General features: G+C 60.3%; 13 protein-coding genes and 1 pseudogene. 9 read left to right on the top strand and 5 right to left on the bottom strand.

What is annotated here, in order from left to right; genetic code table 11:
- Nucleotides 1-16: 16 nt before the first annotated feature.
- Nucleotides 17-2,815 (bottom strand): annotated as a pseudogene (locus ASC74_RS14030) (multicopper oxidase domain-containing protein); the annotation flags it as partial.
- A 281-nt stretch (nt 2,816-3,096) separates the two neighbouring features.
- On the opposite strand from ASC74_RS14030, the gene ASC74_RS14025 reads away from it, so the two are divergent.
- Nucleotides 3,097-3,786, top strand: coding sequence for a GNAT family N-acetyltransferase (locus ASC74_RS14025; protein WP_056741911.1), 690 nt, complete (start codon nt 3,097-3,099; stop codon nt 3,784-3,786).
- 289 nt (nt 3,787-4,075) lie between these two features.
- Here the strand turns inward: ASC74_RS14025 and ASC74_RS14020 are convergent, their stop codons facing one another.
- On the bottom strand, nt 4,076-4,756 hold the full coding sequence (locus ASC74_RS14020) for a TetR/AcrR family transcriptional regulator (RefSeq protein WP_056741910.1): 681 nt from the start codon (nt 4,754-4,756) through the stop codon (nt 4,076-4,078).
- A gap of 86 nt (nt 4,757-4,842) precedes the next feature.
- Here ASC74_RS14020 and ASC74_RS14015 point away from each other — a divergent pair, with 86 nt between their 5' ends.
- Complete coding sequence (locus tag ASC74_RS14015; RefSeq protein ID WP_056741909.1) at nt 4,843-5,493, top strand: NAD(P)H-dependent oxidoreductase; 651 nt, start codon at nt 4,843-4,845, stop codon at nt 5,491-5,493.
- Here ASC74_RS14015 and ASC74_RS14010 read toward each other — a convergent pair.
- A complete protein-coding gene (locus tag ASC74_RS14010; RefSeq protein WP_056741908.1) occupies nt 5,450-6,571 on the bottom strand; it encodes a DmpA family aminopeptidase in 1,122 nt (373 codons plus the stop codon). The genes ASC74_RS14015 and ASC74_RS14010 overlap by 44 nt on opposite strands.
- A gap of 173 nt (nt 6,572-6,744) precedes the next feature.
- Nucleotides 6,745-7,848 (bottom strand): extracellular solute-binding protein, encoded by a 1,104-nt coding sequence (locus tag ASC74_RS14005; RefSeq protein ID WP_056741907.1) that lies wholly within the window; start codon nt 7,846-7,848, stop codon nt 6,745-6,747.
- A gap of 111 nt (nt 7,849-7,959) precedes the next feature.
- Between ASC74_RS14005 and ASC74_RS14000 the strand changes: the two genes are divergently transcribed.
- The gene (locus ASC74_RS14000; RefSeq protein ID WP_056741906.1) at nt 7,960-8,733 is read left to right on the top strand and encodes a helix-turn-helix transcriptional regulator; all 774 of its coding nucleotides are present in this window, start codon (nt 7,960-7,962) and stop codon (nt 8,731-8,733) included.
- Between the two features lie 161 nt (nt 8,734-8,894).
- Here the strand turns inward: ASC74_RS14000 and ASC74_RS13995 are convergent, their stop codons facing one another.
- A complete protein-coding gene (locus ASC74_RS13995) occupies nt 8,895-9,830 on the bottom strand; it encodes a class I SAM-dependent methyltransferase (protein ID WP_056741905.1) in 936 nt (311 codons plus the stop codon).
- A gap of 178 nt (nt 9,831-10,008) precedes the next feature.
- Here ASC74_RS13995 and ASC74_RS13990 point away from each other — a divergent pair, with 178 nt between their 5' ends.
- The 6 genes from ASC74_RS13990 (at nt 10,009) to ASC74_RS13965 (ending at nt 15,015) form a co-directional block, all read left to right on the top strand.
- Nucleotides 10,009-10,629: a cytochrome b/b6 domain-containing protein gene (locus ASC74_RS13990; RefSeq protein ID WP_056741904.1), complete on the top strand. Its 621-nt coding sequence runs from the start codon at nt 10,009-10,011 to the stop codon at nt 10,627-10,629.
- Nucleotides 10,626-11,411 (top strand): molybdopterin-dependent oxidoreductase, encoded by a 786-nt coding sequence (locus ASC74_RS13985; protein WP_056741903.1) that lies wholly within the window; start codon nt 10,626-10,628, stop codon nt 11,409-11,411. The genes ASC74_RS13990 and ASC74_RS13985 overlap by 4 nt, the downstream gene beginning before the upstream one ends.
- A gap of 71 nt (nt 11,412-11,482) precedes the next feature.
- Nucleotides 11,483-11,779, top strand: coding sequence for a pentapeptide MXKDX repeat protein (locus ASC74_RS13980; RefSeq protein WP_056741902.1), 297 nt, complete (start codon nt 11,483-11,485; stop codon nt 11,777-11,779).
- 248 nt (nt 11,780-12,027) lie between these two features.
- On the top strand, nt 12,028-12,540 hold the full coding sequence (gene fae, locus ASC74_RS13975) for a formaldehyde-activating enzyme (RefSeq protein WP_046046648.1): 513 nt from the start codon (nt 12,028-12,030) through the stop codon (nt 12,538-12,540).
- A gap of 10 nt (nt 12,541-12,550) precedes the next feature.
- Complete coding sequence (locus ASC74_RS13970; RefSeq protein ID WP_056741901.1) at nt 12,551-13,585, top strand: aldo/keto reductase; 1,035 nt, start codon at nt 12,551-12,553, stop codon at nt 13,583-13,585.
- The gene (locus ASC74_RS13965; RefSeq protein WP_056741900.1) at nt 13,582-15,015 is read left to right on the top strand and encodes an NAD-dependent succinate-semialdehyde dehydrogenase; all 1,434 of its coding nucleotides are present in this window, start codon (nt 13,582-13,584) and stop codon (nt 15,013-15,015) included. Before ASC74_RS13970 ends, ASC74_RS13965 begins: the two co-directional genes overlap by 4 nt.
- Nucleotides 15,016-15,125 lie beyond the last annotated feature (110 nt).

The following is a 15,125-nucleotide window of genomic DNA, read 5'->3' as shown; positions in this document are numbered from 1 at the left end:
GTAGGGGAAGGTTGCCGTGATCGCCGTTGTCTTTGCCGGTGCGGAAAGTCGGCAGCGCCACAGAGTTCACGTAGGTCACACCGTCCCAGCCAGGCAGGGGCGTTGGCATCAACTGGAACTGACCCGGATGTTCGACATCCCAGCGCAGCAACATCGAGGAGTCCTCGTGCTGGGTGTTGTGGCAGTGCTCCATGTAGGTACCGGCGAACTCGCGGAAGTGGAACGCCACGTCGACATCCACTGAACTGTCGATGCCTTCGCCGATGCGAAGGACGTCCTTGCGCGCCCCTTTCTCCCATTCCGGCGGTGCCTTGCCGTCGCGGCTGAGGATGATCCCTTCTTCGAAATGCACGTGCACCGGGTGGTTCCAGCCGTTGCCGCCATTCTTGATCTTCCACACTTCGAGTGTGCCGTCTCCGGAGAACCCGGCATCGGTCGGACCGGTGGCCAATTGCGGCGCGGCACTGATCCGGCGAGGGTCCATGTTGTAGCCAATACCGCCGTCAGTCTTGATCGTCCATGGTGCTTCATCGGTACCGTCGGAGCGACCGAAAATGAACTCGCGATGCCGCGCCACTTTGAGTTTGGCCTGGTCGCTCGGGTTGTCGCGGTCGATGGGCAGCGCGATCATGACCTTCCCGGCGGGTTTGCCGGGCTTGGCTGGCTCATAGGCCACCGGGTCAAAGCTCTGATCCTGGCCGGCGTAGGGCTGCACAAGCAGTTGCAGAAACTTGCCGACCACGGGGTCGCCCTTGTCCCATTGCGGCCCTTTGCTGGTTTGCTTGATCACGGCTTTGTATTTTTCGGACAGCACGTCCGCCAAGGCCAGTTCATCCTTCTCCGGACCCTTGCCCGTGCGGTGTTCCATTAGATTGACGAAGTAGATTTTGTCGCCGGTTTTGATGCCGTTCTTCGCAAAGTTGATGATGATGTCGAAGCGCTCGGCAACGCCTAGCGTCGGCAGGATTGCGTTGTGGTCTTGCCGGTCACCGTCGCCATCCAGGTCCATGCTGCCGTCGAAGGGCACGGCGTGCTCCATGAGGTTGCCGTCGTTGGCAATCAGGTGGAGCGGCACTCGGTTGTAGGACACCCCCGATCCTGCAGGTCCTGGGAATTCGCCGCCATTGCCGCTGATTTCACGCACCACGGCAAACTTGAAGAAACGTGACACCGAGCCGTTCAAGATGCGGAACCGATAGCTGCGCGCGCGGACTTTCAGTCGCGGTTGATACTGCCAGTTGACCAGCATCTGATCCCCGAGAAAGCCGTCGGTGTTGAACGGGTTGAACCACAACTGACCGGCCTGATCCCACGCCTTGTCGGCGACCACCAGATTGACGTCATAGTCGCGGTTGCCCCACGGCAACGCCGAGCCACTGGGAAGTCGCAGGTTGACGCCGTCACTCACCGATTCATTACCACGGTCCAGGGCGCTGTAGTAGTTCATCATTGTCGCGTTGCCCTTGTAGACGTTCTGCGCGGTGAAATCGAGCATGTGGTCGTGGAACCAGTGGGTGCTCATGGTTTCGCGCCAGTCGCCACGGATCTTGATGCTGCCGTTTGCACACGTCTTCAGGCCCGGGCTGGTGTCGTTGACGTACAGCGTTTCGCCCGGTGAGCAGGGGAACGCTGCGCGCGGATCCTGCGCCGTGGTGTTGATGGTGTCGTAACCGGCCAGTTGCAGCGGCCAGCGATAATCGTAGTACTGCCCCGGAAAGAAAAACGCGTTGGCATAGCCGTCGCTTTCGGCGGGGGAGTGACCGTTGTGTTCGTGGGTGGTGAGGGTGTGCAGACCGAAACCGGCGTTGGCTGCCGGGTCGATCGGCAGTGCGTTGTAGTGACGCATCAGCAACGGTTGGCCGTTGCGGACCATCAGCAATTTTGGCGGCAAAGTGCCGTCAAAGGTCCACAACGAGTTGTGATTCTGCACCGGCATTCTGGAATGAAAACGCGCGTCGATGCCCCGAGTGGTGCCCGCTGTTTCCGGGATGTCCGAGGTTTGGTAGTAGAGACCGCCGGGGGCGAATTCGCCGTTGGCGTAGTTGTGCAGTTGCTTTCTGTCCCGCAAGCCCTGGTTGGTCCGTGCGCCCATTTGCACGGTCTTGAACTGAACCTGAGGAAAAAATTCGTTCCAGCGCTGATGCGACCAGCCTTTTCCCGGCGGCCGACCTTCGGCGGGCGAGCCCACGGGATGACGATTGAGGAAGGCTTCGATCTGCGCCTTCCACGGGTTGCGGTCCAGCACATTGGAAAACTGCGACGGGAACGGAAATAGCCCCGGCTGGCGCATGAACGCTTCAATCGCGGCACTCGACGGGCCGCTGCGGGCGACGTTGTTCGGGTCCTGCTGGGGCGCCGGGCCGGTGGTGGGCACCGGGAATGTCAGGAGCGGTGGCGGGGTGGTCGGGTCGAGTTTTTCCGAACCGAACTCTTCGAACAGCAGCAGTTGCTGGGTGAACGGTTCGGCCCCGAACAATGGGCTGGGTTTCCCATTAGTGGGGAAGTTGAACGACGTCTGCAAGTTTGGCGGCAGCACGTTGTCGGCCCGCGGCGTGTTTCTGTCACCGAATACGCCGTTGGGCAGGGCCAATGCCCCTTGATTGGCCGGCGGCAAGGTTTTCAATGCCTCCAGCGCTGCCTTGGGATCGGCGGGAGGATTGACGAAAGCCGAGGGGTCCGTGGGTGGTGGAGGACCGAAGTCATCGAGCGGTGCAGCACTGGCCGTGGTCACGCTGAAGGTGATCAGCAGCACGGAGAAGGCACCCGGACCCCGCAAGTAGATGAGCGAGCGGTGCTCCGGTGGTGCGATTTTCATGGTTTTCCCCTCGCGCCATGCCCAAATGGCAGCTGCGCTGCAAGGGCCGAAGCAAAAGCCGCACCATGCATCTTGAGGAGATTAAAACCATTAATAATCAGCAAGTTGTATGAGTTTTATGTTGTCAGCGTGTAAAGGCAGCGTTTGCAAGTGGGGGATATTCCTCACTGTTGGGGAACGATCATCAAGGCCAGGTTTTGCGGGTAAAGCTGAGACAGCACGTTATGATAGGCACGCCCGCGAACACATTCTTCACGTCCGCCCCAGAGTCAGAGCCACGAATGCCCCAGATCACCCATTTCAAAACCCCGTGCCCCGAGCACATCAATAGCCAGATCCTGCAGATGGTGGTCGATTACCTGACCGACATCAGCATGATCGCTATCGCGCCGAGCAACCTTTTGTACAACGTGTATCAGTACGCGATCGGCTACGAGGTTCACCTCTATCTGGAGGCGTTGAACGGGGCGAAAGGGATTGCGGTGGAGTTGCTCGTCGCGACCGACGAAGACGACCCCGAGAAGGTCGTCGGCTTCTTGCTGTACCTGCCGGTCAAGGACGATCCTGATGCATGCGGCGTTGCGTTTATGGCGGTGAGTGCCAGCCATCGACGCCAAGGCATTGCCCGGCGGATGCTGCGGGAAATGGTCGGCCGCTACCCGCATGCCGAGCTGACGTGCGCGGTGGCCAAGGTGCCGTATTTTGAGGCAATGGGGTTTCAGGTAGTGGGCGTGCGCGCGACTCAAGTGCTGATGAACACCCGTGACCATGGCACCGACGGCTTGATGGCCCTGCTGGACGTGGCGCCGATCTACAGCTCGCTGGAGGTGCGGCAGATTCATACGTACCTGCTGCAAAAACACGGCAAGCGCGCGATGCACGATGCGGAAAAGCAGCGTGACCGGCATCTGGACCAGATGACGCGAAAAGCGAATGAGTTTGTCCGCGAGCGACTGGAGGAACTCGGTTAACTGTGGGAGCGAGCTTGCTCCCACATTGGACTTGTGTTGGTTGTTGGATCGAATCCGATCAGACGCGCAAAGCCCGGCCAAATGCCGGGCTTTTTAGTGTCTGGAAATCGTGCAGATAAAAAAGAGCCTCAACGCTCTTTGATGGGGAGGAAGTAGAGCCCTTGAGGCTCAAGATGCGCATGAAACAAGTGGTGAGCTTGTTGGGGGTTCAGTTCACCCACCACTTACGCAGCGGCTTGAGCAAACAAGCGGCTGCGTAGAATCATCGTAGAAAAATGGGGTTTGGTGCTCAAGTACCGCTAGTCGAATCCATCTGTCCGGCGTCAGTTTTCGCGATGTTTCCAGCGTCGCCACGGGCACTTCTTTCGACCATCGCGGTGATGGTTTCGTACAGTTCGTCCTGTGCCTGCGCGGCGCTGATTTCTCCATTAGCGGCGGCGTGTGACAAGGCTTCCGCCGCGCCGAGCATCGCCCGTAATCCCGCTGCCTTGATCTCACCCGCGCCAGCGAAAGGGGCGAGGGTGGTTCGGCATTTGTTCAGGAAAATAGCTTCGTACTCGTGCTTGATCTTCTCCAGTTCCGGGGAGCTGGCGAGTGCTGCGATGACGCCGGGGATCTCGTTGCCCTGAAGCAGCACGCAGTCGACGTACGACGAAGCGATCACCCTGGCGGTGCCGGGCAAAGTCGGTTCGCTGTCCTGAAGCGCCGCATCCATCAGCGCTGTCTGCCGGGCATCGAAGTCTTGATAGAGCGCCGCCAACAGCCCGGGTCGCGTGGTGAAGTGATCGTACACCACCGGTTTGGTGATCCCGGCTAGCTCGGCGAGTCGCCCCAATGTCAGCGCGTCGGTGCCTTCTTCCCGAACGAGTTGCCAGGCGACGTCCAGCAACTGGCGTTGGCGGTCCTCCCGGGACATTCGTCGTCGCGGTTGCGGCGTGGAATCTTGCGCGTCTGTTTCGGTAGTTGACATGACTATGTACCAAAAGTAACTTACTGATCGTAACTTACCAAGAGTATATAAGGTCCGCCCTGTGCTCTCAATCAGGAGTTTCCAGCATGCACGCGCTTATTGTTGTGGCTCATCACGACCCTCGTTCGCTTACCCATAGCCTGGTGGCGCAAGTCGCTCAGGGCATCGCCCTGGACGATCCCGGTCATACCTTTGAAATCGCCGACCTCTCGGCCGAAGGGTTCGATCCGAGGTTCAGCGTCTCTGATCTGGCAGTGCATCACCGGGAAGCGCTGCCCCCTGCCGATGTGGTCGCCGAGCAATCGCGGATAGACCGCGCCGATGCGGTGGTGCTGGTTTATCCCGTTTACTGGTGGTCGATGCCGGCGCTGCTCAAGGGCTGGATTGATCGGGTGTTCGCCAACGGCTGGGCGTTTGATTTCACGGCGGATGCCCATCTGGAGAAGAAGCTTGGTCACCTGCGGGTTCACCTGATCGGTGTGGGCGGTGCCGACGCTGCCACCTACGCCCGGCACGGTTATGCCGAGGCCATGAAGACGCAGATTGACCATGGGATTTTTGATTATTGCGGTGCTCAGGTGGTGACGTCCGAGTTGCTGCTCGAATCGGAAATTCAGGATCCGGCTGTGCATTTGGACGCCGCGAGAAGCCTCGGTCGCGAGCTCTTTGCGGCCTCCAGACGCCTTAGTCCTGTTAGACCTGCTCTCCCGGCCAACCCGCTCGACGCAAGGCGTTGAGCAGCGTCCCGGCGTCCAGTCCCGGCACCGCATGGCCATTGCCCTCGGCGGTGTCTGAGGCCAGCAAGGCATTGATGATCGCTTCCTCCACCGCTTCGGTGGCGGCCAGGAACAGCTCGCTGATGTGGTCGTTGTTGACCATGCTCAGGTTGTCGGTGGTCGGCGCGCGCTTACTCTCATAAGCGGCCGGCGGCACGTGCTGATTACCGGTGGCGAAGGCGATGAAAATGTCACCGCTGTGGTCTTCATTGCCGCCGCCGGTACGGGCCAGGCCGAGGCTGGCGCGCTGCGCGAGGCGCGTGCATTGGTGCGGCAGCAACGGCGCATCGGTGGCCAGGCAGACGACGATCGAGCCCATGCCCGGATGCGGCAAGGACGCTTTGAGGAACGGCGAATCGGCCTGTTCCATGTAGCGCCCGACCGGGTAACCGTCAACGCGCAGTTCGTTGCGGATGCCATGGTTGGCCTGGACGATGGCGCCGACGGTCCAGCCGCCCTGAGCATTGTTCAGACGTCGCGAAGCGGTGCCGATTCCGCCTTTGAATTCGTGGCAGATCATGCCGCTGCCACCGCCGACGGCGCCTTCGGTCACTGGACCGCCCACTGCCGTGCGCAGGGCTTCGGCCACATGTTCGACCTTCACATGGAAACCGTTGATGTCGTTGAGTAGACCGTCGAAGGTCTCCAGCACCACCGGCATGTTCCAGTAGAGTCGCCCGTCATCGGGTTGCTCCTGACGATCCAGCGTCACCAGCGCATCACGCACAACGCCCAGGCTGTGGGTGTTGGTGAAGGCGATCGGGCTGGTCAACAGACCGGCCTCGCGAATCCACTCCAGACCCGTGGCATCACCGTTGCCATTGAGCACATGGACGCCGGCAAAGCACGGTTGCAGGCTGGTGGAACCGGCACGCGGCTCGATCACGGTGACGCCGGTCAGGATGTCGCGGCCGTTCGCCGTGTGTCCTCGCACATTGCTGTGGCCGACCCGGACGCCGGGTACGTCGGTGATGGCGTTGAGCGGGCCGGGTTGCAGTTGGCCGAACTGGATGTTCAGGTCGCGGGCACGTGGTTTCATCGTTTCTCTCATCTCGTGGCAGAAAAAGTGGGCCAGGTTGGGCGCGGACCCTGTGGGAGCGGGCTTGCTCGCGAAGAGGCCGTCACATCCTGCATTGATGTCGCCTGAGATATCGCCTTCGCGAGCAAGCCCGCTCCCACATTGGATTGCGCTTGGCTGACTGTTATTTGGAGTCACTGACCGTTTTTGACTTTGCTCCAGATCCGCGTCCGTACGCGCTCGGTGGCGGGCGGCAGAGGCTGAAGGGTGAATAACGTGGCCATCGCTTCGGCGGACGGATACACGGCAGGATTGTTGCGGGTCGCTTCGGCGACCAGTGGCGTCGCGCTGCGGTTGCCGTTGGGGTAGGAGAGGTGATCGCTGACCGGCGCGATGACGTCGGGGCGCATCAGGTAGTCGATGAAGGCCAAACCCTGTTCCGGATGTGGCGCGTCCTTGAGCAACACCAATGTGTCGAACCACACCGGCGCGCCTTCTTTCGGCAGGCTGTAGGCGATCTTCACGCCGTTGTTCGCCTGCTCGGCATTGGTCTTGGCTTCCAGCATCGCGCCGGACCAACCCACCGCCACGCAGATGTTGCCGTTGGCCAGGTCGCTGATGAACTTGGATGAATTGAAGTAGGCGATGTGCGGACGCAGCTTGAGCAGCAGCGCTTCAGCCTTCTTGTAGTCCTCGGGGTTGGTGCTGTTGGGTGGCAGGCCGAGGTAGTGCAGGGCGACCGGCAGCATTTCGGCCGGTGAGTCGAGCATGGCTACGCCGCACTGGCCGAGTTTGGCCAGGTTTTCTTCGTTGAACACCAGGTCCCAGGAATCCACCGGCGCCTTGTCGCCCAGCGCCGCGCGAACTTTGTCGATGTTGTAGCCGATGCCGTTGGTACCCCATAGATACGGCACGGCGTACTGGTTGCCCGGGTCGTTGTTGGCCAGTTTCGCCAACAGATCAGCATCCATGTTTTTGAAGTCAGGCATCTGAGCGTGGGGCAGAGGTGCAAGGGCACCGGCCTTGATCAGCGTCGGCAAGCTGAAGTTGCTGGCCACCACCACGTCGTATCCGCTGCGGCTGGTGAGCAATTTGCCTTCCAGCACTTCGGCGCTGTCGAAGGTGTCGTAGACCGGCGCGATCCCGGTGTCACGATTGAAATCCTGCAGGGTCGTGGGGCCAATGTAGTCATACCAGTTGTAGATGTGAACCGTCGGGCCCTCGGCGGCAACCGCCGATAAAGAGACCGACAAACAGGCGCCCAGTCCAAGATTGATATACGAGCGATGACGACTCATGATGCGGCACTCCTGGCCTGCTGCAGGCCGGTGATGATCAGGTGCTTGCAGCGTATCGGCCGGGAGTGGACTCACCCATTCCCATCATGGGTTACTCGAAAGGGGTAGGGCGTGGACGCGTTGTTGAAAGAGTTACCGGTGCACCAGGGGCTGGCGCGGGTTTTTGGTGCCGTGGGGCAGGACGGCTTCTGGCGCGCGCTGGTGGACACGTTGCGGCTGCTGGTGCCGATGGACAACGCGTTGGTCGCGGTGATGCGGGCCGGGCGGGTGCCGCGTCTGCTGATCGACTTCGACTCAAAGGGCAGTGCTGCCGAGCAAGAAGAACTGGCGGATTACAGCGCCGGCATGTACCTGCTCGATCCTTTTTATCAGGCCGCCTGTGCCGGTATCGCCGACGGTTTGCACAGCCTCGATTCGGTGGCCCCCGACCAGTTCCAGCAGAGTGAGTACTACCTGAGCTACTTCCGCACCGTGGTGGGCGGCGACGAGTTGCAGTTCATGGTCAACGTCGAGGGTGCGGTGCTCGGTTTGTCGTTGGGACGCTCGACACGATTCACGCTTGAGGAACAGGGGCGCCTGCTTTGCGTGCGCGATTGGGTGCTGGCGGCGATGCGCCGTCACCTGCAATTGCTGCCGCCGGAAGGGCCGGCAACCGAGGCGGTGGCCGGGGATCTGGCGACCCTGCTGGATCGTTTCGACGCGCGCCTGTCGGTGCGGGAAATCGAAACGGCACGGCTGATTCTTCAGGGCTTCTCAAGCAAGGCCATCGCCCAGCAGATGGGCATTTCCCCGGAAACGGTGAAGGTGCACCGGCGAAATCTCTATCACAAGCTCAATGTGAATGGGCATGGTGAGTTGTTTGCGCTGGTGTTGCAGCCGCGTTGACTGGGTACATCTGAGAGAGATTGATCGGCTTTCAGGGCCCCTTCGCGAGCAAGTCGGATCGCCGCACCGCCGCTCCCACACTGGTTCTATGAACGCCCGAGATCAAATGTGGGAGCGGCGGTGCGGCGATCCGACTTGCTCGCGAAGGGGGCGACTCGGACTTACTGCCGAAACACCAACGCCTTCAACCCGCATTCAACATCGGCATCGGGAAACTCCGGTGGATTGTCCAGCCGTTGCTCGAAACGCAGGCTCGGTGCTTCGCGGGTGACGCCGTCGATGAGGAAGTCCGCACCGAACGCCGGATCGTTCATGCACGCCAGCACCGTGCCCTGAGGGCTGAGCAATTCCGGCAGTCGGCGCAGCACGCGCTGGTAGTCCTTGGTCAACAGAAAACTGCCTTTCTGAAACGACGGTGGGTCGATGATCACCAGGTCGTAAGGGCCCTTGCCGATTACCTTGCCCCAGGATTTGAACAGGTCATGACCGAGGAACGTCACCTTGCTCAGGTCGTGGCCGTTGAGCCGGTGATTGTCGCGGCCACGGCTCAGGGCCGGGCTGGACATGTCCAGATTGACCACGTGCGTCGCCCCCCCTTCGATGGCCGCTACCGAGAATCCGCAGGTGTAGGCGAACAGATTCAGCACGCGCTTGCCCTGGGCATTGGCCCGCACCCAGTCGCGGCCGTAACGCATGTCGAGGAACAGGCCCGTGTTCTGTTTGCGGCCCAAGTCCACCCGATAATGCAGGCCGCCCTCGGTGATCGTCATCTCGTCGATCGCGTCCCCCAACAGCCACTCGGTGGTGCTTTGCAGCAGGTAGCGATGTTGCAGCAAGAGCGTGTGCGCGCCGGATTGCGTCCACGCAGGCGTTTGCGTGACGTCCATCAGCTTCTGTTTCAACGCTTCCAGCTGCGACGCTTCGGGTTCCTTGAACAGCGACACCAGCACCACGCCCTGCAACCAATCGACGGTCAATTGCTCCAGTCCCGGCCAGCACCGGCCACGGCCGTGGAACAGCCGGCGGGTTTCGGCGGGGGCAGCTGCCAGAGCCGTCAGTAAATGGTCGTGGAGGGTGGAGAGAGCGTCAGCGTTCATCGGGCAGGGCCAGCAATTTGTTGGGGCGGCATTTTAACCACAATTGAGCCAAGGGCGGACCACGCAAAAAAACTGTGGGAGCGGGGTAGTTATCACGTTTTATTTAACTTTACGTGAGGATTTGGCGATCTGTCGGCTCGCATAATCGGCTCCAACGATCAACCGCCGGGAGCCGAACATGTCGCAGTTACCTGCTTCACCCACAGTCAGCACTCATCCTCGCTGGCTACGGCTGACCCATTGGCTGAACGCCCTGGCGGTGTTGGTCATGGTCACCAGCGGTTGGCGAATCTATAACGCGTCTCCGCTGTATGACTTCAGTTTTCCCAAGGCAATCACGTTGGGTGGCTGGCTCGGCGGCGCATTGCAATGGCATTTCGCGGCGATGTGGTTTCTGGCCGTCAACGGTCTTGTCTACCTGATCATCAACCTCGTCAGTGGTCGTCTGAAACGGCGCTTTTTCCCGGTTTCGCCTAAAGGTGTCCTGCATGACCTGTGGGCGGCGTTGAGAGGGCGATTGGGGCATGCCGACCTGAGTCATTACAACCAGGTGCAACGGGTGGCGTACCTGTTCGTGATGGTCGACATCACGCTGATGGTGATTTCCGGGCTGGTGTTGTGGAAGTCCGTCCAGTTTCCGCTGTTGCGTGAGTTGCTGGGCGGCTACGAAGGCGCGCGGCATGTGCACTTCATTGCGATGTCGTTGCTGGTGGCCTTTGTCGCGGTTCATCTGGTGATGGTCGCGCTGGTTCCCAAAACGTTGTGGGCCATGATTGTCGGTCGCAAGGAGGTCGTATGAAAAAGCGCATTCAAGGCTCAGGGCTGGACGAGTCGTCCATCCTGACAGACGCCAGAAAGATCCTTGCCCCACAGATCGAAGACCGCTCACGGCGCTCGTTCCTGATGCGCAGCCTGACCCTCGGCGGCGTGGCCATGTTGTCCGGCTGCAACATCACCGACAACGAAAGCGTCGAGACCGCGTTGTCCTCCATGTCCCGCTTCAACGACAGGGTGCAGGGCTGGCTGTTCAATCCCAACGCCCTGGCACCGACTTATCCCGAGTCGATGATCACTCGGCCGTTTCCGTTCAATGCCTTTTACGGCATCGACGAGGCGCCGACGGTGGAGGAAGAGAGTTATCGACTGGAAGTGACCGGCATGGTCGCCGACAAGCGCAGCTGGCGCCTCGAAGAACTGCGCGCCATGGCCCAGACCGATCAGATCACCCGGCACATCTGCGTCGAAGGCTGGAGCGCGATCGGCCGCTGGGGCGGCGTACGGTTCAGCGACTTCCTGAAGCGGGTCGGTGCCGACACGGATGCCAAATATGTCGGCTTCAAATGCGCGGACGACTACTACACCAGCATCGACATGGCCACCGCACTGCATTCGCAAACCTTGTTGACGCTGACCTATGACGGCGCGGTGCTGCCTCGCCAGTACGGCTTCCCGATGAAACTGCGCATGCCCACCAAGCTGGGCTACAAGAATCCCAAACATATTCAGGCGATTTTCGTCACCAACACCTATCCGGGTGGCTACTGGGAAGACCAGGGCTACAACTGGTTCGGTGGCAGCTGATAGCGCCTGGCCACTTTACTGCGCAGCGCCCGCTGCGCTCATTCGCAACCTGTGCTTCAAGGAGTTTCATCATGAAAAAGTTAGCGACCACCGTACTGTCCATGTGCCTGGCGTTTGGCGCCGCGAGCGTGTTTGCCGCCGATGCAACCACCACTAACGGCATGAGCAATGACAGCATGAGCAAGGATTCAATGTCCAAAGACGCCATGCACAAAGACACGATGAAAAAGGACGCCATGTCCAAGGATTCCATGAGCAAGGACGCGATGAAGAAAGACACCATGTCCAAGGACGCCATGAGCAAGGACGGAATGAAGAAGGACGCGATGTCCAAGGACACCATGAAAAAAGACGCGCCGTCGTACTGATCCGAACACCGTCAAATGGGGGTATGACTTGAAGTCATGCCCTCATGACTTTTAATGGTTACAGCCCCGCAAACCCCCGATGTTAAAAAATTGCAAACACAGCTCATCAACAACAAAAAAGAGCGTTTGCACCCATGACTCATCCTCGCTGCCACACCCCGCGCTCTTCGAACCCTGACATTTGCCACGCGACCTCCACGGTTCGCGTGCACTTCTGATCAACCCAAATCCCTGAAGAGTAATAACTCATGAAAGAACTCGACCTGTACATCGGTGAAGGCTTCGAAGGCCCGGGCGTGAATGCCGCGCACATCAACATTCTGATCGGTCCGCGCAACGGCCCGGCAGGGCAGGCGTTTGCCAATAGTCTGGCGTCGCCAAGCCAAGGGCATTGCCCGTTCATGGTGATCGCCCAGCCGAACATTCCGGTCAAGCCAATGACCCTTTATGTCAACAAAGCCGCGATCAGCAGTGACCTGCACGGCAACGCCACGTGGGGCGCGTCGCAGGCCGGGATCGCCAAGGCTGTGCTTGAAGCGCTGCTGGACGGCACCTTGCCGCCGGAAGCTGAAGACGAGTGGGCCATCGTGACCGCGAACTGGGTCAACCCAGCCTGCAACGACCTGGATGCGGTCTACCTGAACAACTACAACGCCTGCCGCACGGCGATTCGTGCGGCGCTGACCGGCAAGCCGGAAACGGCGCAACTGGCGGATGTGGTCAATCACATCAGCAACCCTTTCTACACGCCAAAAGCCTGAGGTCCGCGCCATGCAATACATTCGTTTGGGCAACTCCGGCCTGCAAGTCTCCCGCCTGTGCCTGGGCACCATGAACATGGGCACCCCCGATTGGAAACCGTGGATCTTCGATGAGAAGAAAAGCGAGCCGATCGTCGCGCATGCATTGGACAACGGCGTGAATTTCATCGACCTCGCGGATTTCTATTCCGCCGGTGTCGGCGAGGAAGTGGTGGGGCGCATCGTCAAGCGCCTGGCCCGGCGCGAAGACCTGGTGATCACCACTAAAGTCGGCTACGGCACCCGCACCGGGATCAACGCCAGCGGTCATTCGCGCAAGCACATCATGGACAGCATCGACGCGTCTCTGAAGCGTCTGAACATGGATTACGTCGATGTGTTCATGCTGCATTACTTCGACGTAAACACGCCGGTCGAAGAAACCATGAGCGCCATGAACGACATCGTGCGTTCCGGCAAGGCGCGTTACATCGGTGTCTCGACCATGCTCACCGGGCAACTGGCGAAAATCCTCATGGCCTGCGAGCGCAATGGCTGGGTCAAACCGATCAACATGCAGCTGCAACTGAACTGCGCCTACCGCGAAGAAGAGCGCGAGATGATCCCGTTCTGCCGCGATCAAGGCCTTGGGGTGTCGGTGTTCAGTCCGCTGGCCCGTGGTTTGTTGACCGGTGACGTGCAATCGACTCGCAATCAGACCGACTTCTTCACCCAGCAGATGTACAGCGACGAAGCTTCGTTCGAGATCGCACATTCGGTCCAGCGCGTGGCCCGTGCTCGCGGTGTTTCCAACGCGCAAATCGCCCAGGCCTGGGTCGCCAATCATCCTGGCGTGGATTGCATGCTGGTGGGCGCCGACACCACAGAACAGTTCGACAGTGCCTTGGCAGCGCTGGAGACCAAACTCGATGCAGATGAGCTGTACGAGCTGGAACGCAATTACACCCCGTGCGACGTGATCAACGATTACACCGCCGGTAAACGTATCTTGCGTTCGGCCCGTCCGGGTCTGGAGCGCTTCAATCTGACTGAGGCTGTGGCATGAGCGCGCTGATCCGTAACGGCAATTTCATCGATGGCCAATGGTCCAGCGGTGGTTCGACCTACTCGGTGTTCAACCCGGCCAATGGCGAGTTGATTACCGATGTGCAAAAGGCTGGCGCTGAAGAAACCAACCGAGCCATCGACGCCGCCAACCGTGCTTTGCCGGCCTGGCGCAAGTTGACCGCCAAGGAGCGCAGCCAGAAGCTCAAGCGCTGGAGCGAGCTGATGCTGAGCAACCAGAAGGATCTGGCGACTTTGCTCAGCCGCGAACAAGGCAAGCCACTGGCCGAAGCCATGGGCGAAGTAGTCTACGCCGCGAGCTTTCTGGAGTGGTTCGCTGAAGAAGCCAAACGTGCTTACGGCGACGTGATTCCAAGCCACAAGGCCGATGCGCGAATCATTGTGGTCAAGGAAGCCATCGGTGTGGTCGCTGCGATCACCCCATGGAACTTCCCGCTGGCCATGGTCACCCGCAAGGTTGGCCCGGCGCTGGCGGCGGGTTGCACGATGATTCTCAAGCCGTCGGAAGAGACGCCTTTATCAGCCTTCGCCCTGGCGGTGTTGGCGGAGCAGGCAGGCATTCCGGCCGGCGTGTTCAACATCGTTTCCGGCGACGCGGTTGCCATTGGCGGCGCGCTGCAAGCCTCCGGCATCGTGCGCAAATTGTCGTTCACCGGCTCCACCCGCACTGGCAAATTGCTGATGCGTCAGGCCGCCGACACCCTGAAAAAAGTCTCGCTGGAACTGGGCGGCAACGCGCCGTTCATTGTGTTCGACGACGCCGATCTGGACGCAGCTGTGAAAGGCGCGATGGCCTCTAAATTCCGCAACACCGGGCAGACCTGCGTCTGCGTTAACCGCTTCTTCATTCAGGACGGCGTCTACGAAGCCTTCACCGGCAAACTCGCTGAAGCCGTTGCGGCGATGCGGGTGGGTAGCGCGCTGGAGGGTGAAACCGAGCAAGGTCCGCTGATCAACGCAGCGGCGCTGGCCAAGGTCGAACTGCATGTGGGCGATGCGCTGGAGAAGGGCGCCCAGTTGCTGTGCGGCGGTCGCCGTCACGCACTGGGCGGCACCTTTTATGAGCCGACCATCCTCACCGAAGCCAACAGCGACATGCTGATCGCCCAGGACGAAACCTTCGGCCCGGTGGCTGCGTGCTTCCGTTTCAAGGACGAGGCCGAGGTGCTGCAACGGGCCAACGACACGCCATACGGTTTGTCGGCCTACTTCTATAGCCGCGACATCGGCCGGGTCTGGCGCATGGCCGAAGGCCTGGAAGCCGGCATGGTCGGGATCAACGAAGGGATCATTTCCACGGAAGTGGCGCCATTCGGTGGCATCAAGGAATCGGGCCTCGGTCGCGAAGGATCGAAGTACGGTCTGGATGACTACCTGGAAATCAAATACCTGTTAATGGGCGGCCTGTAACTCCCGCACACCCTCAACTGTGGGAGCGAGCCTGCTCGCGAAGGCGATTTTACATTCAACATCGATGTTGACTGGCACACCGCTTTCGCGAGCAGGCTCGCTCCCACAAT

It is taken from the genome of Pseudomonas sp. Root329 (assembly GCF_001424925.1).
GTDB classification, from domain to species: domain Bacteria; phylum Pseudomonadota; class Gammaproteobacteria; order Pseudomonadales; family Pseudomonadaceae; genus Aquipseudomonas; species Aquipseudomonas arabinosi.
The sequence above is the reverse complement of the archived record's forward strand: the minus strand, read 5'-3'. Positions and strand labels throughout refer to the sequence as shown.

Coding starts and splice junctions, on each gene's coding strand:
- ASC74_RS14025 (WP_056741911.1), top strand. CDS start 3,097: ATGCCCCAGATCACCCATTTCAAAACCCCGTGCCCCGAGCACATCAAT.
- ASC74_RS14020 (WP_056741910.1), bottom strand. CDS start 4,756: ATGTCAACTACCGAAACAGACGCGCAAGATTCCACGCCGCAACCGCGA.
- ASC74_RS14015 (WP_056741909.1), top strand. CDS start 4,843: ATGCACGCGCTTATTGTTGTGGCTCATCACGACCCTCGTTCGCTTACC.
- ASC74_RS14010 (WP_056741908.1), bottom strand. CDS start 6,571: ATGAAACCACGTGCCCGCGACCTGAACATCCAGTTCGGCCAACTGCAA.
- ASC74_RS14005 (WP_056741907.1), bottom strand. CDS start 7,848: ATGAGTCGTCATCGCTCGTATATCAATCTTGGACTGGGCGCCTGTTTG.
- ASC74_RS13995 (WP_056741905.1), bottom strand. CDS start 9,830: ATGAACGCTGACGCTCTCTCCACCCTCCACGACCATTTACTGACGGCT.
- ASC74_RS13990 (WP_056741904.1), top strand. CDS start 10,009: ATGTCGCAGTTACCTGCTTCACCCACAGTCAGCACTCATCCTCGCTGG.
- ASC74_RS13985 (WP_056741903.1), top strand. CDS start 10,626: ATGAAAAAGCGCATTCAAGGCTCAGGGCTGGACGAGTCGTCCATCCTG.
- ASC74_RS13980 (WP_056741902.1), top strand. CDS start 11,483: ATGAAAAAGTTAGCGACCACCGTACTGTCCATGTGCCTGGCGTTTGGC.
- fae (WP_046046648.1), top strand. CDS start 12,028: ATGAAAGAACTCGACCTGTACATCGGTGAAGGCTTCGAAGGCCCGGGC.
- ASC74_RS13970 (WP_056741901.1), top strand. CDS start 12,551: ATGCAATACATTCGTTTGGGCAACTCCGGCCTGCAAGTCTCCCGCCTG.
- ASC74_RS13965 (WP_056741900.1), top strand. CDS start 13,582: ATGAGCGCGCTGATCCGTAACGGCAATTTCATCGATGGCCAATGGTCC.